This window comes from Streptomyces sp. ITFR-6 (assembly GCF_031844725.1).
GTDB lineage: Bacteria > Actinomycetota > Actinomycetes > Streptomycetales > Streptomycetaceae > Streptomyces.
Genome location: NZ_CP134612.1, coordinates 421,831 through 444,747 on the forward strand (window position 1 = coordinate 421,831; position 22,917 = coordinate 444,747).

General features: G+C 72.1%; 15 protein-coding genes and 4 pseudogenes. 9 read left to right on the forward strand and 10 right to left on the reverse strand.

What is annotated here, in order from left to right:
• Nucleotides 1-54 precede the first annotated feature (54 nt).
• Nucleotides 55-2,019, forward strand: coding sequence for an ABC transporter permease (locus RLT59_RS01685; RefSeq protein WP_311301691.1), 1,965 nt, complete (start codon nt 55-57; stop codon nt 2,017-2,019).
• 32 nt (nt 2,020-2,051) lie between these two features.
• Here the strand turns inward: RLT59_RS01685 and RLT59_RS01690 are convergent.
• The 5 genes and pseudogenes from RLT59_RS01690 to RLT59_RS01710 form a co-directional block, all read right to left on the reverse strand.
• A pseudogene (locus RLT59_RS01690) lies at nt 2,052-2,945 on the reverse strand (sugar ABC transporter permease); the annotation flags it as partial.
• Nucleotides 2,920-3,555: pseudogene (locus RLT59_RS01695) on the reverse strand (ATP-binding cassette domain-containing protein); the annotation flags it as partial. The pseudogenes RLT59_RS01690 and RLT59_RS01695, both read right to left, overlap by 26 nt.
• A 99-nt stretch (nt 3,556-3,654) precedes the next feature.
• Nucleotides 3,655-4,749: a sugar ABC transporter substrate-binding protein gene (locus tag RLT59_RS01700; protein WP_311301692.1), complete on the reverse strand. Its 1,095-nt coding sequence runs from the start codon at nt 4,747-4,749 to the stop codon at nt 3,655-3,657.
• A 142-nt stretch (nt 4,750-4,891) separates the two neighbouring features.
• A complete protein-coding gene (locus RLT59_RS01705) occupies nt 4,892-5,344 on the reverse strand; it encodes a flavodoxin family protein (RefSeq protein ID WP_311301693.1) in 453 nt (150 codons plus the stop codon).
• A gap of 112 nt (nt 5,345-5,456) precedes the next feature.
• Nucleotides 5,457-6,310, reverse strand: a pseudogene (locus tag RLT59_RS01710) (class I SAM-dependent methyltransferase).
• 137 nt (nt 6,311-6,447) lie between these two features.
• Here RLT59_RS01710 and RLT59_RS01715 point away from each other — a divergent pair.
• The gene (locus RLT59_RS01715; RefSeq protein ID WP_311301694.1) at nt 6,448-7,068 is read left to right on the forward strand and encodes a TetR family transcriptional regulator; all 621 of its coding nucleotides are present in this window, start codon (nt 6,448-6,450) and stop codon (nt 7,066-7,068) included.
• A 33-nt stretch (nt 7,069-7,101) separates the two neighbouring features.
• Here RLT59_RS01715 and RLT59_RS01720 read toward each other — a convergent pair.
• Nucleotides 7,102-7,529 (reverse strand): annotated as a pseudogene (locus tag RLT59_RS01720) (helix-turn-helix transcriptional regulator).
• A gap of 54 nt (nt 7,530-7,583) precedes the next feature.
• Entirely contained in the window at nt 7,584-8,060 is a 477-nt protein-coding gene (locus RLT59_RS01725) for a MarR family winged helix-turn-helix transcriptional regulator (protein ID WP_311301695.1), read from the reverse strand.
• Nucleotides 8,061-8,164: 104 nt separating this feature from the next.
• Here RLT59_RS01725 and RLT59_RS01730 point away from each other — a divergent pair, with 104 nt between their 5' ends.
• Complete coding sequence (locus tag RLT59_RS01730; protein WP_311301696.1) at nt 8,165-9,124, forward strand: quinone oxidoreductase family protein; 960 nt, start codon at nt 8,165-8,167, stop codon at nt 9,122-9,124.
• A gap of 91 nt (nt 9,125-9,215) precedes the next feature.
• Nucleotides 9,216-9,644 (forward strand): pyridoxamine 5'-phosphate oxidase family protein, encoded by a 429-nt coding sequence (locus RLT59_RS01735; protein ID WP_311301697.1) that lies wholly within the window; start codon nt 9,216-9,218, stop codon nt 9,642-9,644.
• Nucleotides 9,645-9,725: 81 nt separating this feature from the next.
• Here the strand turns inward: RLT59_RS01735 and RLT59_RS01740 are convergent, their stop codons facing one another.
• Nucleotides 9,726-9,977, reverse strand: coding sequence for a hypothetical protein (locus RLT59_RS01740; RefSeq protein ID WP_311301698.1), 252 nt, complete (start codon nt 9,975-9,977; stop codon nt 9,726-9,728).
• A 304-nt stretch (nt 9,978-10,281) separates the two neighbouring features.
• Here RLT59_RS01740 and RLT59_RS01745 point away from each other — a divergent pair, with 304 nt between their 5' ends.
• Nucleotides 10,282-11,376, forward strand: coding sequence for a Rieske 2Fe-2S domain-containing protein (locus RLT59_RS01745; protein ID WP_311301699.1), 1,095 nt, complete (start codon nt 10,282-10,284; stop codon nt 11,374-11,376).
• 15 nt (nt 11,377-11,391) lie between these two features.
• Here the strand turns inward: RLT59_RS01745 and RLT59_RS01750 are convergent, their stop codons facing one another.
• Entirely contained in the window at nt 11,392-12,126 is a 735-nt protein-coding gene (locus RLT59_RS01750; protein WP_311301700.1) for a TioE family transcriptional regulator, read from the reverse strand.
• A gap of 80 nt (nt 12,127-12,206) precedes the next feature.
• Here RLT59_RS01750 and RLT59_RS01755 point away from each other — a divergent pair, with 80 nt between their 5' ends.
• The 4 genes from RLT59_RS01755 (at nt 12,207) to RLT59_RS01770 (ending at nt 21,194) form a co-directional block, all read left to right on the forward strand.
• Nucleotides 12,207-13,409 carry an erythromycin esterase family protein gene (locus RLT59_RS01755; protein ID WP_311301701.1) on the forward strand — a complete coding sequence of 401 codons (1,203 nt, stop codon included), beginning with the start codon at nt 12,207-12,209 and terminating at the stop codon, nt 13,407-13,409.
• Nucleotides 13,410-13,570: 161 nt separating this feature from the next.
• Nucleotides 13,571-16,288 carry a S8 family serine peptidase gene (locus RLT59_RS01760; protein WP_311301702.1) on the forward strand — a complete coding sequence of 906 codons (2,718 nt, stop codon included), beginning with the start codon at nt 13,571-13,573 and terminating at the stop codon, nt 16,286-16,288.
• Nucleotides 16,289-16,347: 59 nt separating this feature from the next.
• Nucleotides 16,348-17,703, forward strand: coding sequence for a PQQ-binding-like beta-propeller repeat protein (locus tag RLT59_RS01765; protein WP_311301703.1), 1,356 nt, complete (start codon nt 16,348-16,350; stop codon nt 17,701-17,703).
• A 113-nt stretch (nt 17,704-17,816) separates the two neighbouring features.
• A complete protein-coding gene (locus tag RLT59_RS01770) occupies nt 17,817-21,194 on the forward strand; it encodes an ATP-binding protein (RefSeq protein WP_311301704.1) in 3,378 nt (1,125 codons plus the stop codon).
• Between the two features lie 64 nt (nt 21,195-21,258).
• On the opposite strand, the gene RLT59_RS01775 is transcribed toward RLT59_RS01770, so the two are convergent.
• A complete protein-coding gene (locus RLT59_RS01775) occupies nt 21,259-22,917 on the reverse strand; it encodes an acyl-CoA dehydrogenase family protein (RefSeq protein ID WP_311301705.1) in 1,659 nt (552 codons plus the stop codon).

Consider the following 22,917-nt stretch of genomic DNA (forward strand, 5'->3'; position numbering starts at 1 on the left):
CGGCCGCCCGCACGGTGTTTACTGCTTCAGGGACTTCCAGCTTCAGGGACTTCGATGAGACGCATTCGCAGCCGCGCCGCCGGCCCTCGCGCACCGATCGCCCTGGCGATCCCCGCGCTGCTGGCCATCGCCTTCCTGTTGCTGCCGCTGATCGGGATCCTCGCCCGCACCTCCTGGGGCGATCTGGGCACCCATCTGACCAGCCCGGAGACCACCCAGGCGCTGAAACTGTCGCTGTTCGTCTCGTTCTGGGCGCTCGGGCTCTCGCTCGTGCTCGGCGTGCCGCTGGCGTGGCTGCTGGCCCGTACCGAGTTCCCCGGCAAGACCTTCGTCCGTTCGCTCGTACTCCTGCCGATGGTGCTGCCGCCCACGGTGGGCGGTGTGGCCCTGCTGCTCGCCTTCGGCCGGCGCGGTCTGCTCGGGCCGTGGCTTGAGGACACGTTCGGCATCACGCTGCCCTTCCACACCTCCGGCGCCGTCCTGGCGGCGACCTTCGTCGCGATGCCGTTCCTCGTCATCAGCCTCGAAGGGGCGCTCGGCGGGCTGCGTCCCCGCTACGAGGAGACGGCGTCCTCCCTCGGGGCCTCGCCGGTACGGGTCTTCTTCACCGTCACCCTGCCCATGGTCGCCCCCGGCCTCGCCGCCGGGGCCGCACTCACCTGGGCGCGGGCACTCGGTGAGTTCGGCGCCACCATCACCTTCGCCGGGAACCTTCCCGGGACCACCCAGACGCTGCCGCTCCAGGTCTACCTGCTCCTCCAGGACAATCCGGAGGCCGCTACCTCGGTCTCGCTGCTCCTGCTCGCGATCGCCATGCTCGTCCTCATCGGGCTGCGCGGGCGGTGGACGGGCACCCCGAGCGCGACGGCCGCGGGTCCGCGCGGACCGGCCGAGGAGCCGGCCTCCGTCCCGTCGCAGGACGTCCGGCCTGCCCCGCCGGTCCACGTCGAAGCCAAGGCCGAAGCCGAAGCCGAGCCCGGGGACAGCTGGCCGCTGCACGCCGAGGTCACCGGCTTCAACCAGCTCACGCTCGACGCCTGTGCCGGGACCACCATCGCTGTCGTCGGACCCAACGGGGCGGGCAAGACGACCCTGCTGCGCGCCCTGCTCGGGCTCACCCCGCGCGCCCACGCCACGCTGCGGCTCGGGGAGCTGGACGTCAGCGCCCTGCCCACGCACCGCCGCGGCGTCGCCTGGGTGCCGCAGGACGGTGCGCTGTTCCCGCACCTCAGCGCACTCGCGAACACCGCCTACGGGCTGCGTGCCCAGGGCGTGCCGCGCGCCGAGGCCCGGCGCCGCGCGCAGGAATGGCTCGACCGGCTCGGGGTGGGGCATCTGACCGCCCGTAAGCCGTCCCAGGTCTCCGGCGGACAGGCCCAGCGCATCGCCCTGGCCAGGGCGCTCGCCACCCGGCCCCGGCTGCTGCTGCTCGACGAGCCGCTGGCCGCGCTCGACCAGACCACCCGGGCGCATGTCCGGCACACCCTGCGCACCCACCTCGGCGGCTTCGGCGGCGTCTGCCTGATCGTCACCCACGACCCGGTGGAGGCCGTCTCCCTCGCGGACCGGGTCCTCGTCCTGGAAGACGGCCACGTCCTCCAGGACGCCCCGCCCGGCGAGGTCACCCGGCACCCGCACTCCCCCTGGGTCGCCCGCATGCTCGGCCGCAACGCCTGGCCCGGCACGGCGACGGCGGAGGGGCTCCGGCTCCACGACGGCGGCCTCCTGGTCATCGCGGACCCGCTGCCGGCCGGTACCGCGGCACTCGCGGTCATCGCCCCCGAAGCGGTCTCCGTGCACCGCACAGAGCCCGGCGGCAGCCCGCGCAACATCTGGGCGGGCACCGTCCGGGAGATCACCACCAGCGGCAGCCGGCTGCGCGTGCTCATCACGTCACCGCAGGCACCGGATCTCGTCGCGGAGATCACCCCCCAGGCCGCGGCCGAACTCGGCCTCGCCGACGGGGTTCCGGTGTGGACGAGCGTCAAGGCGACCGAGACGACGGTCGTGCCCCTCTGAGGAGTGTCCTCGGGGCGTGAACCGGCCACGGTTCACGCCCGCCCCACGGCCTTCTGGCTCCGGCGCGAGAGGGAGTCGACGACCACGGCCGCCAGCAGGACGGCTCCCGTGATCATGAACTGGACCGCGTTGCTGACCCCCATGATGTTCATCCCCGACTGGATGGACCCGATCACCAGGGCTCCGAGCAGGGCCGACCAGACGGAGCCGCGTCCGCCGAAGAGGCTCGTACCGCCGATGACGGCCGCGGCGATGACGTTCATCAGCAGATTGCCGCCGCCCGATGTCTGGCTCGCGGACTGGATCTGGCCGGCCAGGAAGATGCCGCCGACCCCCGCCATCGTGCCGGCGATCGAGAAGACCGACATCCGGATGAACGGCACGCCGATGCCGGCCCGCCGCGCGCCCTCGACGTTGCCGCCGACGGCGAAGACCTTCCGCCCGTACGTGGTGCGGCGCAGCACGAAGTCCAGTACCACCAGCAGGACCAGGAAGATCAGCAGAGCCAGCGACAGGCCCTCGTACCGGTTGAGGATGTACGCGGTGGCGAAGGCGATCGCGGCGAGGACGACCGCGCGCAGCAGGATCTCGGTGACCGGCCGCGACGGTACCTTGGCCGCCCTGCGGCGGCCGGCGTCCAGCAGCGAGGCCGCCAGGAACAGCCCGACGCCCACGGCCGCCGCCGCGTAGGCGGCGACCGGGCTGGAGTAGATGGTCGAGTAGAGGTCCGCGACGATGCTGTCGCTCGGGATGTTGACCGTCCCGCTGGTGCCGAGCACCTGGAGCATCAGCCCGTTCCAGGCGAGGTTGCCCGCCAGGGTGACGACGAACGCGGGCACGCCGACCTTCGCGAAGAAGAAGCCGTGGATGAGGCCCACGGCGGCTCCGCCGAGGACGGCGACGAGGAGCGCCAGCCACTCGTTCATCCATGTTGTGGCTGACCAGGATGGTTCCCAGGCCGCGGTCGCGGAGCCGCTCGACCAGGTCGAGGACCTCGGCCGTCTGCTCCACGCCGAGGGCCGCGGTGGGTTCGTCGAGGATGACGACCTTCGGTTCACCGATGAGCGAGCGGGCGATCGCCACCGTCTGGCGCTGCCCGCCGGAGAGCGAGGCGACGGGGATGCGGACGCTGGGGATGCGGATGGACAGGGTGTCGAGCAGTTCCCGCGAACGCTGATCCATGCGGACCTCGTCGAGCACGCCGAAACGGCGCAGCTCACGGCCGAGGAAGAGGTTGCCGACCACGTCGAGGTTGTCGCACAGGGCCAGATCCTGGTAGACGGTGGCGATGCCGAGGTGCTGGGCGTCGTGCGGCTTGTCGATGGTCACCCGGCGGCCCTGCCATTCGATGACGCCCTCGTCCGGTGTGTTGACGCCCACGATGGTCTTGACCGCGGTGGACTTTCCGGCGCCGTTGTCCTCGACGAGCGCGACGACCTCGCCCGGGTGGACGTCCAGATCGAAACCCGACAGCGCCTGGACGGCACCGAACCGTTTGGAGATCCCCCGCAGTGTGAGCACAGGTGCTTCCGGCAACGGAACCGCCTCCTCCGCTCGCCCGCACGCGCGGGCCGTCTGGCGCCCCCGCCGGACGGGCCGCGCGGTGGCGGCCCGTCCGGACTCGCGGACTCAGTACTACTGGAGGCCGGCCTTCGCGCAGGCGGCGGCGTAGGTGGGAGTGCAGATGTCCTTGACCGTGTACAGGCCGTCCTTGACGACGGTGTCCTTGATGTTGTCCTTGTCGACCACGACCGGTGTCAGCAGCCTGGCCGGGACCTTCTCACCGCTGCCGCTGGTGACGGTGGTGGGCGTCAGGGACTTGGGCACGTCCTTGCCCTGGGCGAGCGCGACCGCCATCTCGGCGGCGATGTCCGCCTCCGGCTTGTAGGGCTTCTCGATAGTGATGGTCTGGGTGCCCAGGAGGATCCGCTGAATCGCGTCGAGCTGGGCGTCCTGGCCGGTCAACGGCACGTTCATGCCTGCCGCCTTGAGAGCGGTGGCGATACCGGCGGCCAGGCCGTCGTTGGCCGAGTAGACGCCGATGATGTTCTTCTTGCCCAGAGCGCTGATGGCACCCGCCATCTGCTGGTTGGCGTTGTTCGGGTCCCAGTTCGGGGTGTCGTACTCCTTGCCGATCTTCACCTTGCCGTCGAGGACGGAGTGGGCGCCCGCCTTGAACTCGGCGGCGTTCGGGTCCGTCGGAAAGCCGTTCTGCATGACGATCTCGCCGCTGCGGGCCTTGCTCCCGAGGGCGGCGAGCAGCGCCTTGCCCTGCAACTCCCCGACCTTGCGGTTGTTGTACGAGACGTAGCTGTCGACGGGGCCCTGGGCGAGACGGTCGTACGCCACGACCTTCACGCCCGCGGCCCGCGCCTTCTGTACGGACGACTGGATCGACTTCGCGTCCACGGCGTCCAGGATGAGGACCTTGTCGCCCTTGGCGAGGGCGGTGTTCACCTGCTGCTGCTGGGTGGTGGCGCTCTCCGCGGCGTTGTAGTAGTCGATCTTGGCGCCCGGTGCCAGCTCCTTGATCTTGTTCTCGATGTACGGCCGTTCGAACTTCTCGTACCGCGTGGTCTTGCTCTCCGGCAGCAGCAGACCGATCTTGACGTCGTCCGCTGCCGCTCTGCCCGCTCCCGGCTGCGCCGCGCCGCTGGTCGCCACCGCGCCCAGGGACAGGGCCGCCGCTCCGGCCAGGGCTATCGCGCCCCGCAATGTACGACGGGTCATGGGGAGGCTCCTTCTCGTACGGCGCCGTCCCTCCACCGGGAGACGCGGAAACGAAAACGCGCTTTTGGCCTACATTTCGACATTAGCGGCAGCCGCTGGACCGGCAAGCAGGTGACGTCGTCGCAGGCGGACGGCGCCGGAGTCAGTCCATCAGGCCGCTCGCGAGCGTCGCTCCCAGCTCCCAGCAGGCCTCGGTATCGGCCTTGCCCGGCTCTCCGGTCACCGTCACGGCGTCCGCCGCCCGGCGCCATCCCAGGCCGGTGGTGATCGAGTCAATGGCACGGACGGCTCCGGTGACGTCGTTGCCGCCGTGCACGTAGTACCCGAAGGGGCGGCCGCGCGTCGTGTCCAGGCAGGGGTAGTAGACCTGGTCGAAGAAGTGCTTGAGGGCGCCGGACATGTAGCCGAGGTTGGCCGGGGTCCCGAGCAGCAGCCCGTCGGCGTCGAGCACGTCGGACGCGGTGGCGGCGAGCGCCGCGCGCCGCACGACCCGGACGCCTTCGATCCCCTCCGTCGTCGCACCGGAGACGGCGGCTTCGAACAGTGCCTGGCAGTTCGGGGAGGGCGTGTGATGGACGATCAGCAAAGTGGCCACACCCCCGAACCCTGCCGCCCCCGCCGCCCGGCCGCAAGCGAGGCACGTCTCACGCACGGCCGCCCGGCGCCCACTCAGCCGCCGGGCACCATCACGCAGTCACCGGGCACCATCACGCCGGGCGGTCCGCGGTGACCAGCCAGGCGGTACCGCGCAACCGGACGGCGCCGCGCTCCTCGTGGCCGCGCAGCCGGTCCACCAGAGCTTCGCGGGCGCGATCGCGGGTCGCCCGGTCCACCTGGTCGGTCAGATGGCGTCCGGGGCCGCTGTCCAGCAGGAAGTCCGCCGCACCCTCCGCGTCGGGTCCCCAGTCTCCGTACGCCTCCACACCCGCGACGGCGATGTCCGCGAACCCGGCGGCGGACAGCACGGTGCGGACGCGGTCCGGATCGCCCAGGGAGAACATGCCCGGACCGCCCGACATCCCGAACTCCCCGAAGGGAGGTGGTCGCGCAGCGCGGCCATGGCCGTGATCCACTCGTTGTCCCCGGCCTCCGCGGCGCAGATGAACGCCAGCCGGCCGCCGGGGCGCAGGGCGCGGCAGATGTTGGCGAAGGCCTCGACGGGGTCACCGAAGAACATCACCCCGAACCGGCTGACCGCCACGTCGAAGGCGGCGGGTTCGAAGGGGTGGACCTGGGCGTCCGCGTGGTCGAACATCGCGTTGCCGACGCCCTCCTGCGCCGCCGTCAGCCGGGCGCGCTCCAGCATGGGGAGCGACAGGTCGACCCCCAGCACCCTCCCGCGCGGCGCTCGCTCCGCGGCGAGCCGTGCCGTCTTTCCGGCTCCGCAGCCGACATCGAGCACCCGGTCCCGCTCGCCTATCGCGGCGGCGGTGAGCAGCGGTTCGTCGAAGCCCCCGTTCACCGCGTCCCAGCGGTCCTGATTGCGCGCCCAGTAGGCGCCTTCGTAGCCGTTCCATGCCTGCGCCTGCTCGCTGTTGACGATGTTGGCGGTGTCGGACATCCGGTGCCTCCTGCTGGGTGCGGGAACGCCGGACCTATGATGGGCGCGTGCCCATACTGGCAACCCGGCCCTGCCGGACGAACCGCCACATCATCTCGGGAACCAAGAACCGGGAATCGGGAATCGGGAGGAGCCTCATGTCACCGCGTGGAGTAGCGATGCCGGACGTTCGGGAGCGGTTGTTCGCCGCGGCGGAGCGCGTGCTGGCCCGCGAGGGTCAGGGCGCCCTGACCAGCAGGGCGATCACCGCGGAGGCGGGCTGCGCCAAGGGCGTACTGCACGCCCATTTCGCCGGACTGGACGAGTTCGTCGCGGATCTGGTGCTCGACAGGTTCGCGACGACCGCACGGCCGGCCGAGGAACTCGCCGGACGGGCGGGCGCGGGCACCGTGGCCGGGAACCTCTGCGGTGTCGCGCTCGCACTGCTGGACTCCGCCGGTCCGACGATCGCCGGTCTGGCCATGACCCGCCCCGGCGCCTCCCTGCGGCTGCGCCAGGCACTGGAGGCGGGGGCGCCGGGCTTCTCCGCGGTCCAGGAGTCGATCACCCGTTACCTGGACGCCGAACAGCGCCTGGGCCGCGTCGCGTCAGGCGCCGACACGGCCGCCGTCGCGCTCGCCGCGGTCGGAACCACGCATCATCTGCTGATGACGGGCCGGTCCGGCGCCGCCGACCCGAGGGAGCAGGTGCGGGGGCTGATCGCCATGCTCGCGTCGGCGGCCGGGGCCGCTTCCGGCGAACTTCCGGGCGGCGAGTAGGCGTTGTCGACACGGTCCCGCCGGCCGCGCGCATCAGGCCGACGCCTCACCGATCCTGGCCGGCTGGTCCCTGACCGGGCGGGTGTGCGCCCTGGCCAGACACGCGGGCAGCGCCAGCACGGCACTGTGGTCCCCGGCCCGGTACGCGCTCGGCGTCATGCCCACCAGTTCGGTGAACCGTGAGCTGAACGAGCCGAGGGAGGTACAGCCGACCGTCATGCACGCGTCGGTCACACTCATGCCCGCGCGCAGCAGCGCCATCGCCCGCTCGACCCGGCGGGTCATGAGGTAGCTGTACGGAGTCTCGCCGTAGGCCTCCCGGAAGGCCCGGGAGAAGTGCCCGGTGACATCAGCGCGCGGCTCGCCATGGCCGCCACGTCGAGCGGTCGCGCGTACTCCCGGTCGACGAGATCCCGCGCCCGGCGCAGGTGCGCGAGGTTGGCGAGGCGCTGGTCGTCCATGCGACGAGGGTACCTCCGCCCGCGCGGCCGCCCCCCTTGGTTTCGTCACCCTTCTCAGCGCGTCCGCTCGGGGGTGCCGGACCCGCCCGCCCGTGCCAGGAGGGACGCGGCGAGCTCGGTGAGCCGGGCGCGCCCGTCGGCGGGCAGTTCGTCGGTGAGCGCGTTCACCCGGCGGCCGATCTCGTCCGCGCACCGCCCGGCGAGCTGCCTGCCGTCGGGGGTCAGCGTGACGAGGACGGCGCGGCCGTCGTACGGGGAGGGGGTGCGCTCGACCAGGCCGCGCTTCTCCGCGCGGCCGACCAGTCCGGTCATCGAGGACTTGTCCAGGCCGAGGTGGCGTCCGAGTTCGACCATGCCCGCCTGCCGGTCGCGCAGGATGCCGAGCAGCCTGATCTGGATGACCGACAGGTCGTGCCCGGCACCGGCGGCGGAGACGATGCGGTGGATCAGGAAGGACAGCTGCACCAGCGCGTCCACCGTGTTCGGGGGCCCGTCGGCGGCAAGGCCGGACGGGTCGGATTCAAGGGTCATGGGGCCAGCCTATTTGACGTAGTACGTGGCACAAACTACTTTCGAATTTAGTACGTGCCGCAAACCAAATGGTCGTGGCAGCCACAGCGGAACGGGAGAACCCCATGCACGCCGCAGTAGTACGGGCCTTCGGCTCGCCGCCCCGGTTCGAGAGCTTCCCGACCCCCAGCGCCTCCGGGGACCACGAGGTCCTGGTCGACGTCCTGGCCGCCGGTCTGCACCCCCGGGTCCGCTCGGCCGCGAGCGGCAGCCACTACACCTCCGACGGCACCCTCCCCCTGATCCCCGGATTCGACGCGGTCGGCCGCACCCCGGAGGGCGAACTGCTCTACTTCGTCGCCTCGGACACGGCTCCGGGCACCATGGCGGAGCAGGCGGTGGTCGACCGCCGCCGGGCCATCGCGCTGCCGTCCGGCACGGACCCGGCCGACGTCGCCGCGGCGATGAACCCCGGCATGTCCTCCTGGGTGGCGCTGCGCTCCCGCGTCTCGTTGCGGCCCGGCAGCTCCGTCCTGGTCCTGGGCGCCACGGGCAACGCCGGACAGCTCGCCGTCCAGATCGCCCGGCACCTCGGGGCCGGCCGGGTGATCGGCGCGGGCCGCTCCCCGGAACGGCTCCGGCTGCTGGAGGGAATCGGAGCCGACGAGACGGTGAGCCTGAGCGGCGACGAGGAGACCGTGGCCGAGCGGCTCGGACAGGCGGCCGCGGATGTCGACGTCGTCATCGACTATCTGTGGGGCCATGCCACCCAGCAGGCCATGCCCGCACTGCTGATGGCCCGCGCCGACCGCGCGAAGGCGCTGACCTGGATCCAGATCGGGTCCATGGCCGGCCAGAACATCAACCTGCCCTCGTCCCTGCTCCGCGCGGCGAACCTGAACGTCGTGGGCAGCGGCCAGGGCTCGGTGACCACCGCGGGAATCGTCGCCGAGCTGCCGTCCCTGGCCGAGCGGATCGTCTCCGGAGAGCTCGCCGTGGACCCTCTGCTCATCCCGCTCAGCCAGGTCGAGGAGGCGTGGAACACCCCGACCGCCCCCGGCCAGCGCATCGTCCTGACGCCCTGACGGCCACGCCGCGGTGCCCAGGACGGGACGGTACCGGCGTTGCATAATTCAGCACGAGGAGCTCACGACACCCACCACGAAGGAGTCCCCCGTGGCTTTGACCCGTGAAGAGCGCGAGCAGTTCCTGACCGAGCCGCATGTCGCGGCACTGGCCGTGAACGCGACCGAGCAGGACCGGTCCCCGCTGACGGTCCCGATCTGGTACCAGTACCTGCCTGGCGGCGACGTCTGGATCATGACAGGGCTCGAATCTCGCAAGGGGAAGGCGATCGCGGCGGCGGGCCGGTTCTGCCTGATGGTCGACCGCGTCTCACCGACCGTCCGGTACGTCTCGGTCGAAGGCCCCGTCGTCTCGACCGTCCCGGCCACCCGCGAACCCCTGGTGGAGATGGCGTCGCGCTACCTCCCCGCCGAGAAGGTCGAGGGTTACGTCGACTTCTCCTGGAAGGAGCACGGCGAGCAGGTGGTCATCCACATGCGGCCGCAGCGCTGGCTCTCCTCGGACCTCGGCCAGGTCTGAGGAGAGCGGTACCGGACCGCCCGCACCGGCCCGGCGCCCGCCTCCGGTATCCCGTCCCGCCCTCCGGTACCCGGGACCGGGTCAGCCGGACGGTTCGTCGGGCACGGGGTGTTCGGGATGAGGCCGGTAGCCGGCCTGCGAGGCGCCGCGACGGCCGGTGCCCGCCTCGTCCGTGTCGGGAACCCCCGGATCCGGCCGCTCATCGGCCGTCCGCCGCTTCGTGCCGCCGACCACGTCCAAGGGGTCCTCGTCGGCCCCGGCCTGCTGATCGGGCGGGTCACGGGGGATCGGGTCCGCGCCGCTCCCACGGCCATTCGAGTGAACGTCGTTCACGGTGTGCTCACTTCCTCCAGTAGGCGTCCAGCCCGTTGCGGGTACCCGCCTGGGCGGGCACTCCATTCGTCCCACAGGAGCGGGGATCACGCTCACCGAGAACGCGGCACAGGGTCCGGAACGGCTGCTCGCCGTCCCTGAGACCCCACCTGCTCCCCCGTCCTCCCTCGTCCTCCCGCGTCGTCAACTCGTCGCCCACCGCATCCCGTTCGGGTGGCGTGCGACGCGTTGAGGGAATGGCGCGGGGGCCCGGGGCAGTCTCCCGGCGAAAGACCGTGAAGGGGAAGTCGTCGAAGGGGAAGTCTTGGAAGTGTCACCCGAGTACGGGCGCACCATCAGCGAGGGTCCGACCCCGGCGGACACCGCCGGGGCGCCCGCCCTGCCCTACCCGAGCGGCTGGTCCGCACTGGCCTTCTCGCACGAGCTGCGGCCCGGCACCGTCCTGACCCGGCCACTGGCGGGCCAGGACGTCGTGCTGTACCGGCTGGGCAGCGGGGCGCTGCGGGCCGTCCAGCCGTACTGTCCGCACCTCGGTGCCCATCTCGGGCTGGCGAAGGTCGAGGGGGACGAGCTCACGTGTCCCTTCCACTTCTTCGCGTTCGGCCCCGACGGCGCGTGTGTGCGCACGGGGTACGGCACGCCGCCGCCGCGTTCCCCGCTGACTCAACTGCCCGTGGACGAGGTCAACGGTGCCGTCTTCGTGTGGCGCCACCACGACGGTCGCGCCCCGGACTGGACGGTCCCCCGCTGGCACGAGATCGGCCACCGGCCCGCCCGCACGGCCGCCTGGGAGCTGGCCGGAAACGTCCAGGAGGTCATCGAGAACTCGGTGGACCTCGGGCACTTCGCCACTCTGCACGGCTGGGCCAGGGCCGAGATCGGCGGTCCGGTGGTGTACGACGACGCCGCGTTCCACGTATCGATGCGGGCGCACGAGACGGCTCCGCTCGTGGGCAGCTTCACCGTCGATGTCGAGGTGGACGGATACGGGCTCGGCTGCCTGCACGCCGATGTGTACACGCCGCGCTTCGGGCTGCGGATGTGCACGATGGTGATGCCGACGGCGATCGCGCCCAACCGGATGCAGTTCCGGCAGTTGAACCGCATCGCCTTCGCCGAGCCGGGCCGGCTGCCGTCCCCCCTCGCGCGGGCGGTCAGCCGTACCGCCGCCCGGCTTCTGGACCGGGTCATCTTCCGGTCCAGTTGTGAGTTCACCGCGGCCGACTTCCCGATCTGGCACCACAAGCAGTACCAGCAGCCACCCCGGCTGGCCTCCGGTGACGGCCCGATCGGCCCGTTCCGGCGCTGGGCCCGGCGGTTCTATCCGCCAATGCCCGGCAACGGGGCCGTACCGCGCCCGAGCCACAGCGAGGGAGGCGACAAGGCCGTGCTCCCCTGACTCCGCGCTCCCGTCTCAGCCGCGCTCGCGGAGGTAGCCGTCCAGCTCCGCGGCCCCGGTCAGCATCGCCCGGCCGCGGGCGGACAGCCGGGCGCGCCAGTCGCCCAGTGCGGCCTCCAGCGGCTCCGGTCCGCCGGCCGCCCGCACCTGGGCGATCAGCGGGGCGATCTGCTCCAGCAGGTGTCCGCCCCGCCTCAGTTGATGGGTCAGCCGGGCGTCCCGCACGTCGGCCTCGTCGTAGACGCGGTAGCCGGTCAGCGGATCGCGGTCCGGGCTCAGCAGTCCGGCGCCCTCCCACTTCCGCAGCGTCGCGGGCCGGATCCCGAGCCTCCCGGCGAGCTGCCCGATGAACGTGCCGCCGTTCGCCCCGGTGACCGTACCGGGCTCGGACGGCGGAGCGGGCTCAAGGCCGCGGAGGGCGCTCTCCACGGCCTGCAGGGTACGGCGGTCGTCGAGGAGCTGGGCGTGGCTCTCGTCGATGAGGTGGAACGCGTGATCGGCCACGCCCTCGTTCACCGACCGCATGATCAGCGTCGCCGTCCGGTGGCCGTGGCCGGGCACCAGGGCGAGAAACGCGCGCAGGGCGACCGCGTGCAGCGGCGTGTAGGCGCGGTAGCCGTTGGGGGTGCGGCAGGCCCGCGGAAGGATGCCGGCCTCCTCGTAGTTCCGCACCGCCTGGGTGGACAGACCGTGCACACGCGCCAGATCAACCGGCCTGAGCCGCTCATTGCTTTGAGGCTTTTTCCCCACTCCTCATCCAACTCCCTGCCATTTTCCTGCTGGTTGTGCGGAACAGTTTCCACCGTTGGTTCAACGATAGCGTTGAAGGCATGGCTACTGGCATCAAGGACATCGCACAGGCCGTAGAGGCCTCCGCCGTCATGGAGCTGCTCCCGGGCAGGCCTCGGCTGCTCGCTCTGGGCGAGCCCACCCACGGCGCGGGCACGGTGCTGGACACACGCAACGCGCTCTTCCGCCAACTGGTCGAGCAGGAGGGATACCGCACGATCGCGATCGAGAGCGACTGCCTGATGGGTCTGCTCGTGGACGACTACGTCATCTCGGGCACGGGCACGCTCGACGAGGTCATGGAGCACGGATTCAGCCATGAGTGGGGCGCCTTCGCGGGCAACCGCGACCTCGTACGGTGGATGCGGGCACACAACGAGGGCCGGCCCGCGTCCGAACAGGTCCGCTTCGCCGGTTTCGACGGGCCGCTGGAGATCACCGGCGCCGCGAGCCCCCGGCAGGCCCTCATCGCCCTCCACGGCCACCTCTCCTCCCACGTGGCCGCGGACCTGCTCCCCTGCACAGCGGAGACGCTCGACCGGCTGCTCGGCCCGGACGACCGGTGGACCGGGCCCGCCGCGATGATGGACCCCGCGCGGTCCTTCGGACGGTCGGAGGAGGCCGCGCGGCTGCGGCTGCTCACCGACGATCTCGTGGCGCTGCTCGATGCCCGGACACCGCAGCTGATCGCGTCGGACTCGCGGGAGGGCTGGCACCGGGCGCGCTTGTACGGGCGCACCGCCGTCGGGCTGCTCCGCTACCACTTCTGGATGGCGGACGCGTCACCGAGCCGCCTCTCCTGGCTGATGGGCCTGCGGGACTCGATGATGGCCGCCAACCTGCTCGCCCTCGCCGAGCAGGGTCCGGCCCTGGTCAACGCCCACAACGGGCACCTCCAGCGGGACAGGAGCACGACGCGGATGGCCGGCCGCCCGCTGGAGTGGTGGAGCGCCGGCACACTCGTGAGCGCCCGGCTGGGCGAGGAGTACGCCTTCGTGGCCACGGCCCTCGGCACGCTCCGGCACCTCGGTGTGGAGGCCCCGCCGCCGGACAGCGTCGAGGGGCTCCTGTACGCGCTCCCGCAGGACCGCTGCGTCGTCGGCGCGGCGGGACTGGCCGCCTCCCTCGGGGACACCCGGCCCGCCCACCGGGTGTCCCCGTACTACGGCTACTCACCGCTGGACCCGGCCCACCTGGAGCGGGTCGACGGGATCGTGTTCGTCAAGGACGTCCCGGAGAGTTAGGCGAGTCAGGGCCCCCGGGGAAGCCGTCAGCTGCGCCCGCACGGCTCCTGAACGCGACGAAGTCCCTGGGCCAACGCCCCCCGCCGGGCCTTGTAATGCCCGAGTAACGGCGTCCTCCTAGCGTGCGGACTCCCCCGTACCGTTCCTGGAGGAGCATCCCGATGCACCTGTCCCGATCGCCCCGGCGCAGAACCGCCGCATGGGCGGCCGCAGCGCTCACCGTCACGGGCCTGCTGATCGGCCCACCGTCCGCAGCCGCCGCTTCCGGGCCGACCGCCCAGGTCGACGCCGCCCTGCTGAACGCCGTGGACGGCGGCGGCGACGCGTCGTTCTTCGTCGTCCTCAAGGACAAGGCCGACCTGTCGCCGGCCAAGAGCAAGCGCGCCCACGCCGCGAAAGCGAAGTCGGCGTTCAGCGAGCTGAAGACCAAGGCACAGACCAGCCAGCGTTCGCTGAACTCCTTCCTCGACAAGAAGAAGGTCGGCCACCAGGACTTCTGGATCGCCAACACCGTCAAGGTCACCGGTGACGCGGACCTGATCGCGGAACTTTCGAAGCGCTCCGACGTCGCGCGGATCGTCAAGGAGCAGCACTACAAGCTCGACGACATCGAGAGCAAGCCCTCCAAGGCACAGACCAAGGCGGCGGTCAACGCCGCCTCGAAGGCCGCGGCCACGGAGGAGGACGGCGCGCCCGAGTGGGGCGTCAAGGACATCAAGGCCGACCAGGTCTGGGACGAGTACGAGGACCGGGGCGAGGGCATCGTCATCGCCGACCTCGACTCCGGTGTTCAGTACGACCACCCGGATCTGGTCGGCAACTGCCGGGGCAACAACGGCGACGGCTCCTTCACGCACGACTACAACTGGTTCGACGCCAGCGGCCAGTACCCCACGAGCGCCCCGTGCGACAACAACGGGCACGGCACGCACACCATGGGCACGATGGTCGGCAAGGACGGCGTCGGTGTCGCCCCCGGCGCGACCTGGATCGCCGCGAAGGGCTGCGAGACGGACGAGTGCTCGGACTCGTCGCTGCTCGCGGCCGGGCAGTGGATTCTCGCGCCGACCGACCACAACGGTGCGAACCCGCGGCCGGACCTCGCGCCGAACAAAGTCAACAACTCCTGGGGCGGCGGCCGGACGACGTTCTACCAGGACGCCCTTGAGGCGTGGAACGCGGCGGGCATCTTCGAGGCGTTCGCGGTCGGCAACAAGGGTGACGGCGCAACCTGCTCGACCACGGAGGCGCCCGGCGCGCAGGCTCCGGCCTACGGTGTCGGCGCGTACGACTCGACCGGGAAGATCGCGAAGTTCTCCGGCTTCGGCCCCTCGCTCGTCGACGGCTCGATGAAGCCGAACATCTCGGCCCCCGGTGTCGACGTCCGCTCCACCTGGCCGGGCGACTCGTACAACACCATCTCCGGTACGTCGATGGCGACTCCGCACGTCGTCGGGGCGGTGGCGCTGCTGTGGTCGGCGGCCCCGTCGCTCATCGGTGACATCGACGCCACCCGCACCCTGCTCAACGAGGGCGCGACGGACGGCGCCTCCACGGATCACGGCACCTCGCTCCAGGACTCGTCCGGCAAGAGCGCGCCGAAGCCCAGGGCGTCCGGCAGCGGCGCGGCGTCCGGCACCGATGCGACGGACACGCCCGTCATCTTCACCAAGAAGTCCGCACTGGACGGCGTCACCGGTCTGGGCGCCACCGTGCAGGCCGGCTCGCAGGGCTACTTCACCGTGCACAGCCTCGCCACCGTCCAGCTCCACAAGGCCGACGGCTCCACCGCCTGGACGCGCAACAGCGACTCGCTGTACGCGGACTGGGGGATCACGCACCTGCGGCCCTGGGAGAAGGGCTTCTACCCGGCCCGGGTCCTGATGAGCTACGACGCGGTCAGCCCGTTCTCGCCCTACTCCGACCAGGGCTACGACACGGGCGACCTGACCGGTGACGGCGTCCCGGACCTGGTCTTCTCCGCGAGCGTCGGCATAGACCCGCCGACCGGCGTCGTCATCCCCGGCACCACGATGACATCCGGCACGGTGGTCACCGTCCTGGACGGCAAGACCGGGAACACGCTCTGGTCGAAGGTCCACGCCTACGCCGGCGCGGTCAAGATCGTCGACGGCACGCTGCTGGTCGCCGACTCGCCCCAGCTGAACAGCGGACCGCCGGACGGTGCGACGGGCGCCCTCTACGGGACCCGCTTCTCGTACGCCGACGGCGCGCTGACCCCCTCCTCGACCTGGACCTACGACACCGGGGAGACCGGGGTCGCCGCCTGGGGCGCGCTGGAGGACGCGGGCGACGGGAAGGTCACCGCCTCCTGGAACCTCAGCAAGACCGCGACGACCGCCGCGCGCGGCAGCGCCCTGGTCCTGGACACCGCGGACGGCTCCCTGGTCTGGAAGACGGACGGCGAGCTGTACGGGCGTCAGCTGCACCTGGACGCCGCCCGGGGCCGGATGGTGGCCCTGGAGCAGGCGGACACCTCGGACGCGGTCAGGTACCAGATCGCCTCCTACGATCTGGCCAGCGGCAAGCGCATCACTCTGGACACCCGGATCAACGCCCTTCCGACCGCCATGACGGTCGGTGACGTGACGTCGGGCAGCGGGGCCGAGTACGCGGTCAGCGAGTCGACCCTCGACTCCGACATGTTCCTGAACGCCAGTACCGTCCGCGTCGTGAGCGGCTCGGACGGCGCCACGGTCCAGTGGACGCACACGACCAAGCGCGCCCCCGGCAACACGAGGAACGCCCCGGCCACCTGGCACATGGACGTCGTCGGCGGCAAGCTGATCGCCGCCGCCCAGGACGACACGGACAGCACGCTGGCCAGAACATCGGCAGCCTTCGGTACGGCTCGCTGACGGCGTTCAACGCCAAGGGCAAGGTCGCCTGGCGACAGTCCGGCCTCAACGCCTCGCCCATGTTCCAGCAGCCGTACCGCTCCGGCGGCAGCGACTACGTGCGGACCATCGACCCGCAGCAGAACATCCACGAGTACAAGGTGGGCAACGGCAAGCAGCAGAGCCTCACGCCGCTCCAGGCCGACCTCAACTACGCGCAGGCAGCCGATCTGGACGGCGACAAGAAGCCGGACGTGGTCGCGGGCGGCACCTCGAACGGTGTGTGGGCGTGGTCGGGCCCCTCGCTGGTCGAGGGCGCGCCCAAGGAGCTGTGGAAGACGACCGTGCCCGGCGCGGTGCTCAGCGTCCAGACCGGTGACACGACCGGTGACAAGAAGCCCGGGGTGATCGTCGCCGCGGAGACGGCGGTGGTCGTGCTCGACGGCACCACCGGCAAGATCCTGACGACCATCGACGGCGGCGGGCAGTACGTACGCTCCGTCACGGTCGCCGACGCCGACGGCAAGGACAAGGCCGAGATCCTCGTCCCGACCGACGCGCTGCGCGCCTACAAGGGCAACGGCAAGGCCCTGTGGACGTATTCGGCTCCGGCCGAAGCGGGCGACGTGGTCTTCTCCGACACCGTGTCCGGTGACGGCCAGGTGTACACGCAGTACAGCTCGGTGGGTGCACTGGACCTGCCGGACGCCGCCGAGAACGGTGTCGCGCTCGACGGCGCGAAGGGCACCGTGAGGTGGACAGCCGATCCCAAGGCACCGGCCAAGGCGGTCGACGGCAAGCTGCACGGCGCGCTCCTGGACCACGCCGTCTTCGCCTCGCCGAACATTCCGTACGCGGACGGGCATGCGGTCGTCTACACCTGGTTGGCGCTGGCCGATCCGACCACGGCCGGGGACATCTCCACCGCCACCCCGCACGTGGTGGCCGAGATCCGCGACGGCCGCACCGGCGAACTGCTGCACCGAACCGTGAATGGCAGTCCGTGGTCGCACGGAAACTTCTTCATCGACGGCAAGGGCGACCCGCTCTACAGCACGAGCTTCGGCACCTTCCGCGGCTACGGCGCCGACGGTGCGGAGACCAGCAGCTCAGTGGTGGCGCCGATGCGGACCGCCCAGTTCATCAACGGCCCCGGCGGCAGACGGCTGGTGGCCGGCGGCATGGAGGACGGCGTGGGCGTGTGGGACCCGTCGGTCCTCACCACGGGCTGGTCCTTCCAGAACGGCGTCGGCAGCGCGACCAACATGGGCGGCCGCAACTACCTCGCCGCCGACCTGGACGGCGACGGAGTCGATGACATGGTCTCGCTGAACTTCGACGACCACGGCACCAACCGGATGGCCGAGGAGCTGGGCGGCGGCGTCCTGTCCCTGAACGACGCCGGTCCTCAGATCGTGGTGTACACCCTGTCCTGACACTCCACCGGTCCGTGCGGCGCGCCGTCGTGACGGCCCATGAGTGTTGACCACTGAGGACCCCTGGGCCGAGCCCAGGGGTCCGCAGCATGCTCGGTTACAGTTGCGCCCTCATGAACGCACGACGTACCACCGGCACCGATCCCGTGGCGCCACGTTTGAACCTGCACCTTTTCGGCGGTTTTCGGGTCACCCGGGAATCCGGCGCGGCGCCCGCCGAGCGTTGGCCGAGACTGACCGCACAGGCCCTGGTGAAACTGCTCGCCGTGGTGCCGGAACACCGCCTGCACCGCGAGCAGGTCATCGACATCTGCTGGCCAGGCGCGGAGCCGCACGCGGCACAGGGCAGCCTGCGCGTCGCCCTCCACTCGGCGCGCCGGATCCTGGAGCCCGAACTCGCCTCGCGCGCCACGTCCTCCTACCTCGTCGCCGAGGGCGCGCTGCTGTTCCTGAACCCGGCGACGGTGTGGATCGACGCGGACCAGGCCGAACGGGACGCGCTGGCGAGCGGCGGCGTGGCGGAGCTGGCGCGGGCCCTGGAGTGGTTCTCCGGCGAACTGCTGCCCGAGGACCGTTATGCCGACTGGGCCGAGGGCCGTCGCTCGCAGCTCGCGGAGCTGAAGGAGCGGGTGCTGCTCGGGCTCGCCTCGGCGCACCTGGAGGCCGGCGCGGTGCCGGAGGCGGCGGCCGCCGCCGAGCGGGTCCTCGAATCGAGTCCCGCCGAGGAACTGGCGCACCGCATCCTCATCGACGTGTACACCCGGCAGGGGCTGCGGCGCCGCGCGGTGCGCCAGTACCACGTCTGCCGGGCCACGCTGGACGCGGAGCTGGGGGTGCGGCCCGGCCCGGAGACCGACCGTCTGCACCGGGTCGCGCTGGCGGCGGAGCTTCCTCTCGTACCGTCCGCGCCGTCCCTGCCGGCCGTCCTGCGGGTCCCGGTCGCGACCCCGCTGCGCGGACGCGAGGCCGTCCTCGAACGGCTCCTCGCGGCGGACGGCCCCGCCGTCGTCAGGCTGCTGACCGGCGAGGCAGGGGTGGGCAAGACCCGGCTGGTGGGCGAGGTGGCGCGGCGGGCCGCCGCGTCCGGTACGGCGGTGCTGTGGGGCGGCGGCCACGACGCGGAGGGGCACACGCCGTACGGTGCGTTCGCGGAGGCGCTCGACGGATGGCTCGCAGAACGCGACCCGGACCAGCGGGCCGGGGTCGGCGCGGAGTACCCGGAGCTGGCCGCGTTCCTCCCGGCCCTAGGCCGGGTGCGGGCGGACGAGGAGCGGAGCCCGGAGGAGGAGCGGGACAAGCTGTTCCGCGCCACGGCCGGGCTGCTCGGCGAACTGTCCTCCGTACAGCCGGTGCTGATCGTCCTGGACGACCTGCACGCGGCGGACGAGGGATCGTTCCAGTTGCTGAGCCACTTGGCGCGGCGGGCGGCGCAGACGGGCGGCCCCCGGTTCCTGGTGACCTGCCGCGAGGAGGAGATACCCGACGGCGATCCGTGCGGGACCGGGCTGACCTCGCTGCTGCGCCAGGGGCTGGCCACCCGCGAGGAGGTGGGCCGGCTGAGCCAGGAGGCCTGTCTCGCGGTGGTGCGCGACACGGTGCTGCTGCCCGCCGCACCGCATCTGGCGCCGCGACCCGGCGAACCGGCCCGTGACGTCGCGGAGGACGAACGGCTGAACCGGGTGTGGGAACTCTCCCTCGGCAACCCGCTGTTCGCTGTCGAGCTCGCCCACGGTCTGGCGGAGGACGTGCCCGGTATGCCTGCGCCGGAGGGAATCCGGCAGCTGGTGGCGGAGCGCCTCGGCCGGCTCGACCACGACGCGCGGCGCATCGTCGAGGCGCTCTCCGTCGCAGGGCCCGAGACCGCCCTGTCCGAACTGCTCGACGTCGCCGCCCACGGACTGCATCCGCCGGTCTCCGGCGTCGCCGCCACCGACGCGCTGGAACACGCCATCGGCGCCTCCCTCGTCGAGGAGCGCGAGATCGTGCTGGCCGGCCAGCACGAGGCCGGGCTGATCTTCCGGCACCCCCTGGTCCGGCTCACCTGCTACGAGGAGCTCTCCTCGGTCCGCCGCAGGCAGTTGCACGGCGCGTTCGCCCAGGCGGTGCTGCGCCGCCGCCCCGACGCCGTCGACACCCTCGCCGCGCACTTCGCGCACGCCGACGATCCGCGCGCCGCCGAGTATCTGCGCAGGGCCGCCGCACGGGCCGCGGCCCTCTTCGCCAACGACACCGCCGACCGCTACTACCGGGATCTGGTGGCGCGGCTCGACGTGGACGCGGCCCGTGCCCGCCTCGCGCACAGCCAGGTGCTGTGCCGGATGGGCAACTTCGGCGAGGCGGCCGAGGTGCTGCGGCTCGCGCTGGACGAGTTCGCCCGACGGGGCGACCACGAGGACGTCGTCCTCACCGCCGCCTGGCTGGCCGACGCCCTGGCGCGGGCGGGTGGCCCGGACTCCGGCCGGCAGGTGCTGGACGAGCATCCGGTGGCCGGAGACACCGCGGCCGAGCCGGCCGCCGGGCACTACCTCGCGCTGTCCATGATCTGCAAGATCCAGGGGCGGTACGAGGAGGGCTACCTGGCCGCCCAGCAGGCGCTCTCGGTCGCGCTGCGGGTGTCCGGAAAGCAGGGGCAGGGGCTCGTCGCCCGCTCGTACGCCCTGCAAGCCAGCAATCTGGGCTTCAACGGGCGGCTGGACGAAGCGCGTACGGCGGCCGGCCGGGCGCTCGCTCCGGCCGAGGAGTACGGGGATCCGCCCCTGCTCGGCTCGGTCCTGTCGACCTTGCGGGAGAACCGGCGGCGGGGCGGACGGCTCCGCGAGGCGGTGGCCATGGGCGAACGCGCCCTCGACCTCGCGGAGCAGTCGGGCGATCCGATCGCGGCCGCGTTCGAGCGGGCCGACCTCGCCGAACTGTCCCTGCTGCTCGAAGAGTTCACCGCCGCGCGGACACTCGCGGAGGCGGCGGTGGCGAGCGCGGAGCCGGACGACGCCTGGTGCCTGCCGTACACCCTGGCGACGCTGGCCCTGGTGCGGATACGCACCGGGGAGCCCTCGGAGGCGGCGGCGGCCCTGCTGGACCGGGCCGAGCGGTCCGCCGTGGGCGCGGTGGACCGGCAGGCCGGCCACGAGGTCCACACGGACCGCGCCGAACTCGCCCTGCGCGGCGGGCTTCCGGGTGACGCGCTGCGTGCCGTGGACGGCTTCGCGCAGGAGGCCCCGGTGCTGACCGCCTGGGGGCAACTCCGCGCGGGACACGCCGCGTCGGCGCGGCGGATCGCGCACGCGGAGGTCGAGCGGGCGGCGCGGACCGGTGAGCGGATCGCCGAGGCGGACGCGCGGATCGCCCTGGCCGTGGCCCTGTTGCGGCTCGCGGAGCACGCGGCCGCGCGGGAGGCCCTGGAGCGGGCCGAGGAGCTGGTGCGGGCGCTGCCGTATACGGCGGGGATCCGCCACGCCGCCGACGCGCGCCGGCTGATGGACGAGGCCGCCTGAGACGGGGTGCCTGTGCCACACCCCGTCCCCACGTCTCCCCCGGTCTCAGGCGGGAAACCCGGTCTCAGGCGGGCAGCCGCTCCAGCAGTCCGGCAAAGTCCGTGCCCGGTGCGAGGGTGCCGAACGCCTGGCCCCGGTCCCCGTCCAGCCGGGACGCGCAGAAGGCGTCCGCGACCGGGGCCGGTGCGTGCCGGACGAGCAGGGAGCCCTGGAGCACCAGCGCGGCGCGTTCGATGAGACGGCGGGCGCGCAGCGGGGCGTCCTCGGTGAGGACGAGTTCGCCGCGCAGGTCATGCCAGGCGGCGTCCAGTCGCCGGTCTGCGCCGGAGGCGGCCTCGATCTCGGCGTGGAAGGCCTCGAAGGACTCGGGCCCACGGGCCAGCGCCCGCAGCAGGTCGAGGGCGTTCACATTGCCGGAGCCCTCCCAGATGCCGTTGAGCGGGGCCTCCCGGTAGAGGCGCGGCATCCCCGACTCCTCGACGTATCCGTTGCCGCCGAGGCATTCCAGCGCTTCGGCCACCGCGACCGGCTGGCGCTTGCAGACCCAGTACTTGGCCACGGCCGTGGCGAGCCGCAGGAACGCGCGCTCCCCGGTGTCGCCCCGCTGCGCCCGGTCGGCGGCACCGGCCAGCCGCAGCGCCATCGTCGTCGCGGCCTCCGACTCCACGGAGAGGTCACCGAGCACGTTGCGCATCAGGGGCTGGTCGATCAGTCGGGCGCCGAACACCGAGCGGTGGCGGGCGTGGTGGGCGGCCTGGGCGAGGGCGGCGCGAGTACCGGCGGCGGAGCCCAGGACACAGTCCAGGCGCGTCATGGTGACCATGTCGATGATGGTGCGTACGCCCTTGCCCTCGGTGCCGACGAGCCAGGCCACCGTGTCGTCGAACTCGGGCTCGCTGCTGGCGTTGGCGCGGTTGCCGAGCTTGTCCTTGAGCCGCTGGATGCGGAAGGTGTTGCGGCTGCCGTCCGGCAGTACGCGCGGCACCAGGAAACAGGAGAGTCCGCCGGGCGACTGGGCGAGCACGAGGAAGAGGTCGTTCATCGGCGCGCTGGTGAACCACTTGTGCCCGCGCAGCCGCCAGGTTCCGTCGGCCGCTTCGGCGGCCGTCGTGGTGTTGGCGCGTACGTCGGTGCCGCCCTGCTTCTCCGTCATGCCCATCCCGGCGAGCAGGCCGGGCTTTTCTGCCGGGGTGCGCAGGCCGGACTCGTAGACCCGGCTGGTGAGCAGCGGCTCGTACGTCTTGGCCAGGTCGGGTGAGTGGCGCAGCGCCGGGACCACGGCGTACGTCATGGAGACGGGGCACAGGTGTCCCGGCTCCAGGGTCGTCATCAGCATGAAGCCGGCGGCGCGGGCCACATGGGCGCCGGGACGTTCGTCGGCCCAGGCCGCTCCGGCGAGGCCGGCGCCCACCGAGGTGTCCATCAGATGGTGGTAGGCGGGGTGGAACTCGACCTCGTCGACGCGGTGTCCGTAGCGGTCGTGGGTGCGCAGGACGGGTTCGTGGTCATTGGCCTGGTCGGCCCAGCGCTGCGCCTCCTCGCTGCCTACGAGGCGGCCGAGGCGGTGCAGTTCCCCGGTGTGCCACTCGGCGCCCTCGCGCCGCACGCCCTCCAGCAGCACGGCGTCGTCCGCGACGTCATGGCCGGTCAACGGCGGTGTCTGGTTGGTCACTTCGTGGGTGAGGGCGGTGGGGTGGCTGCGGGGGGCGTCGGTCGTGGTCAC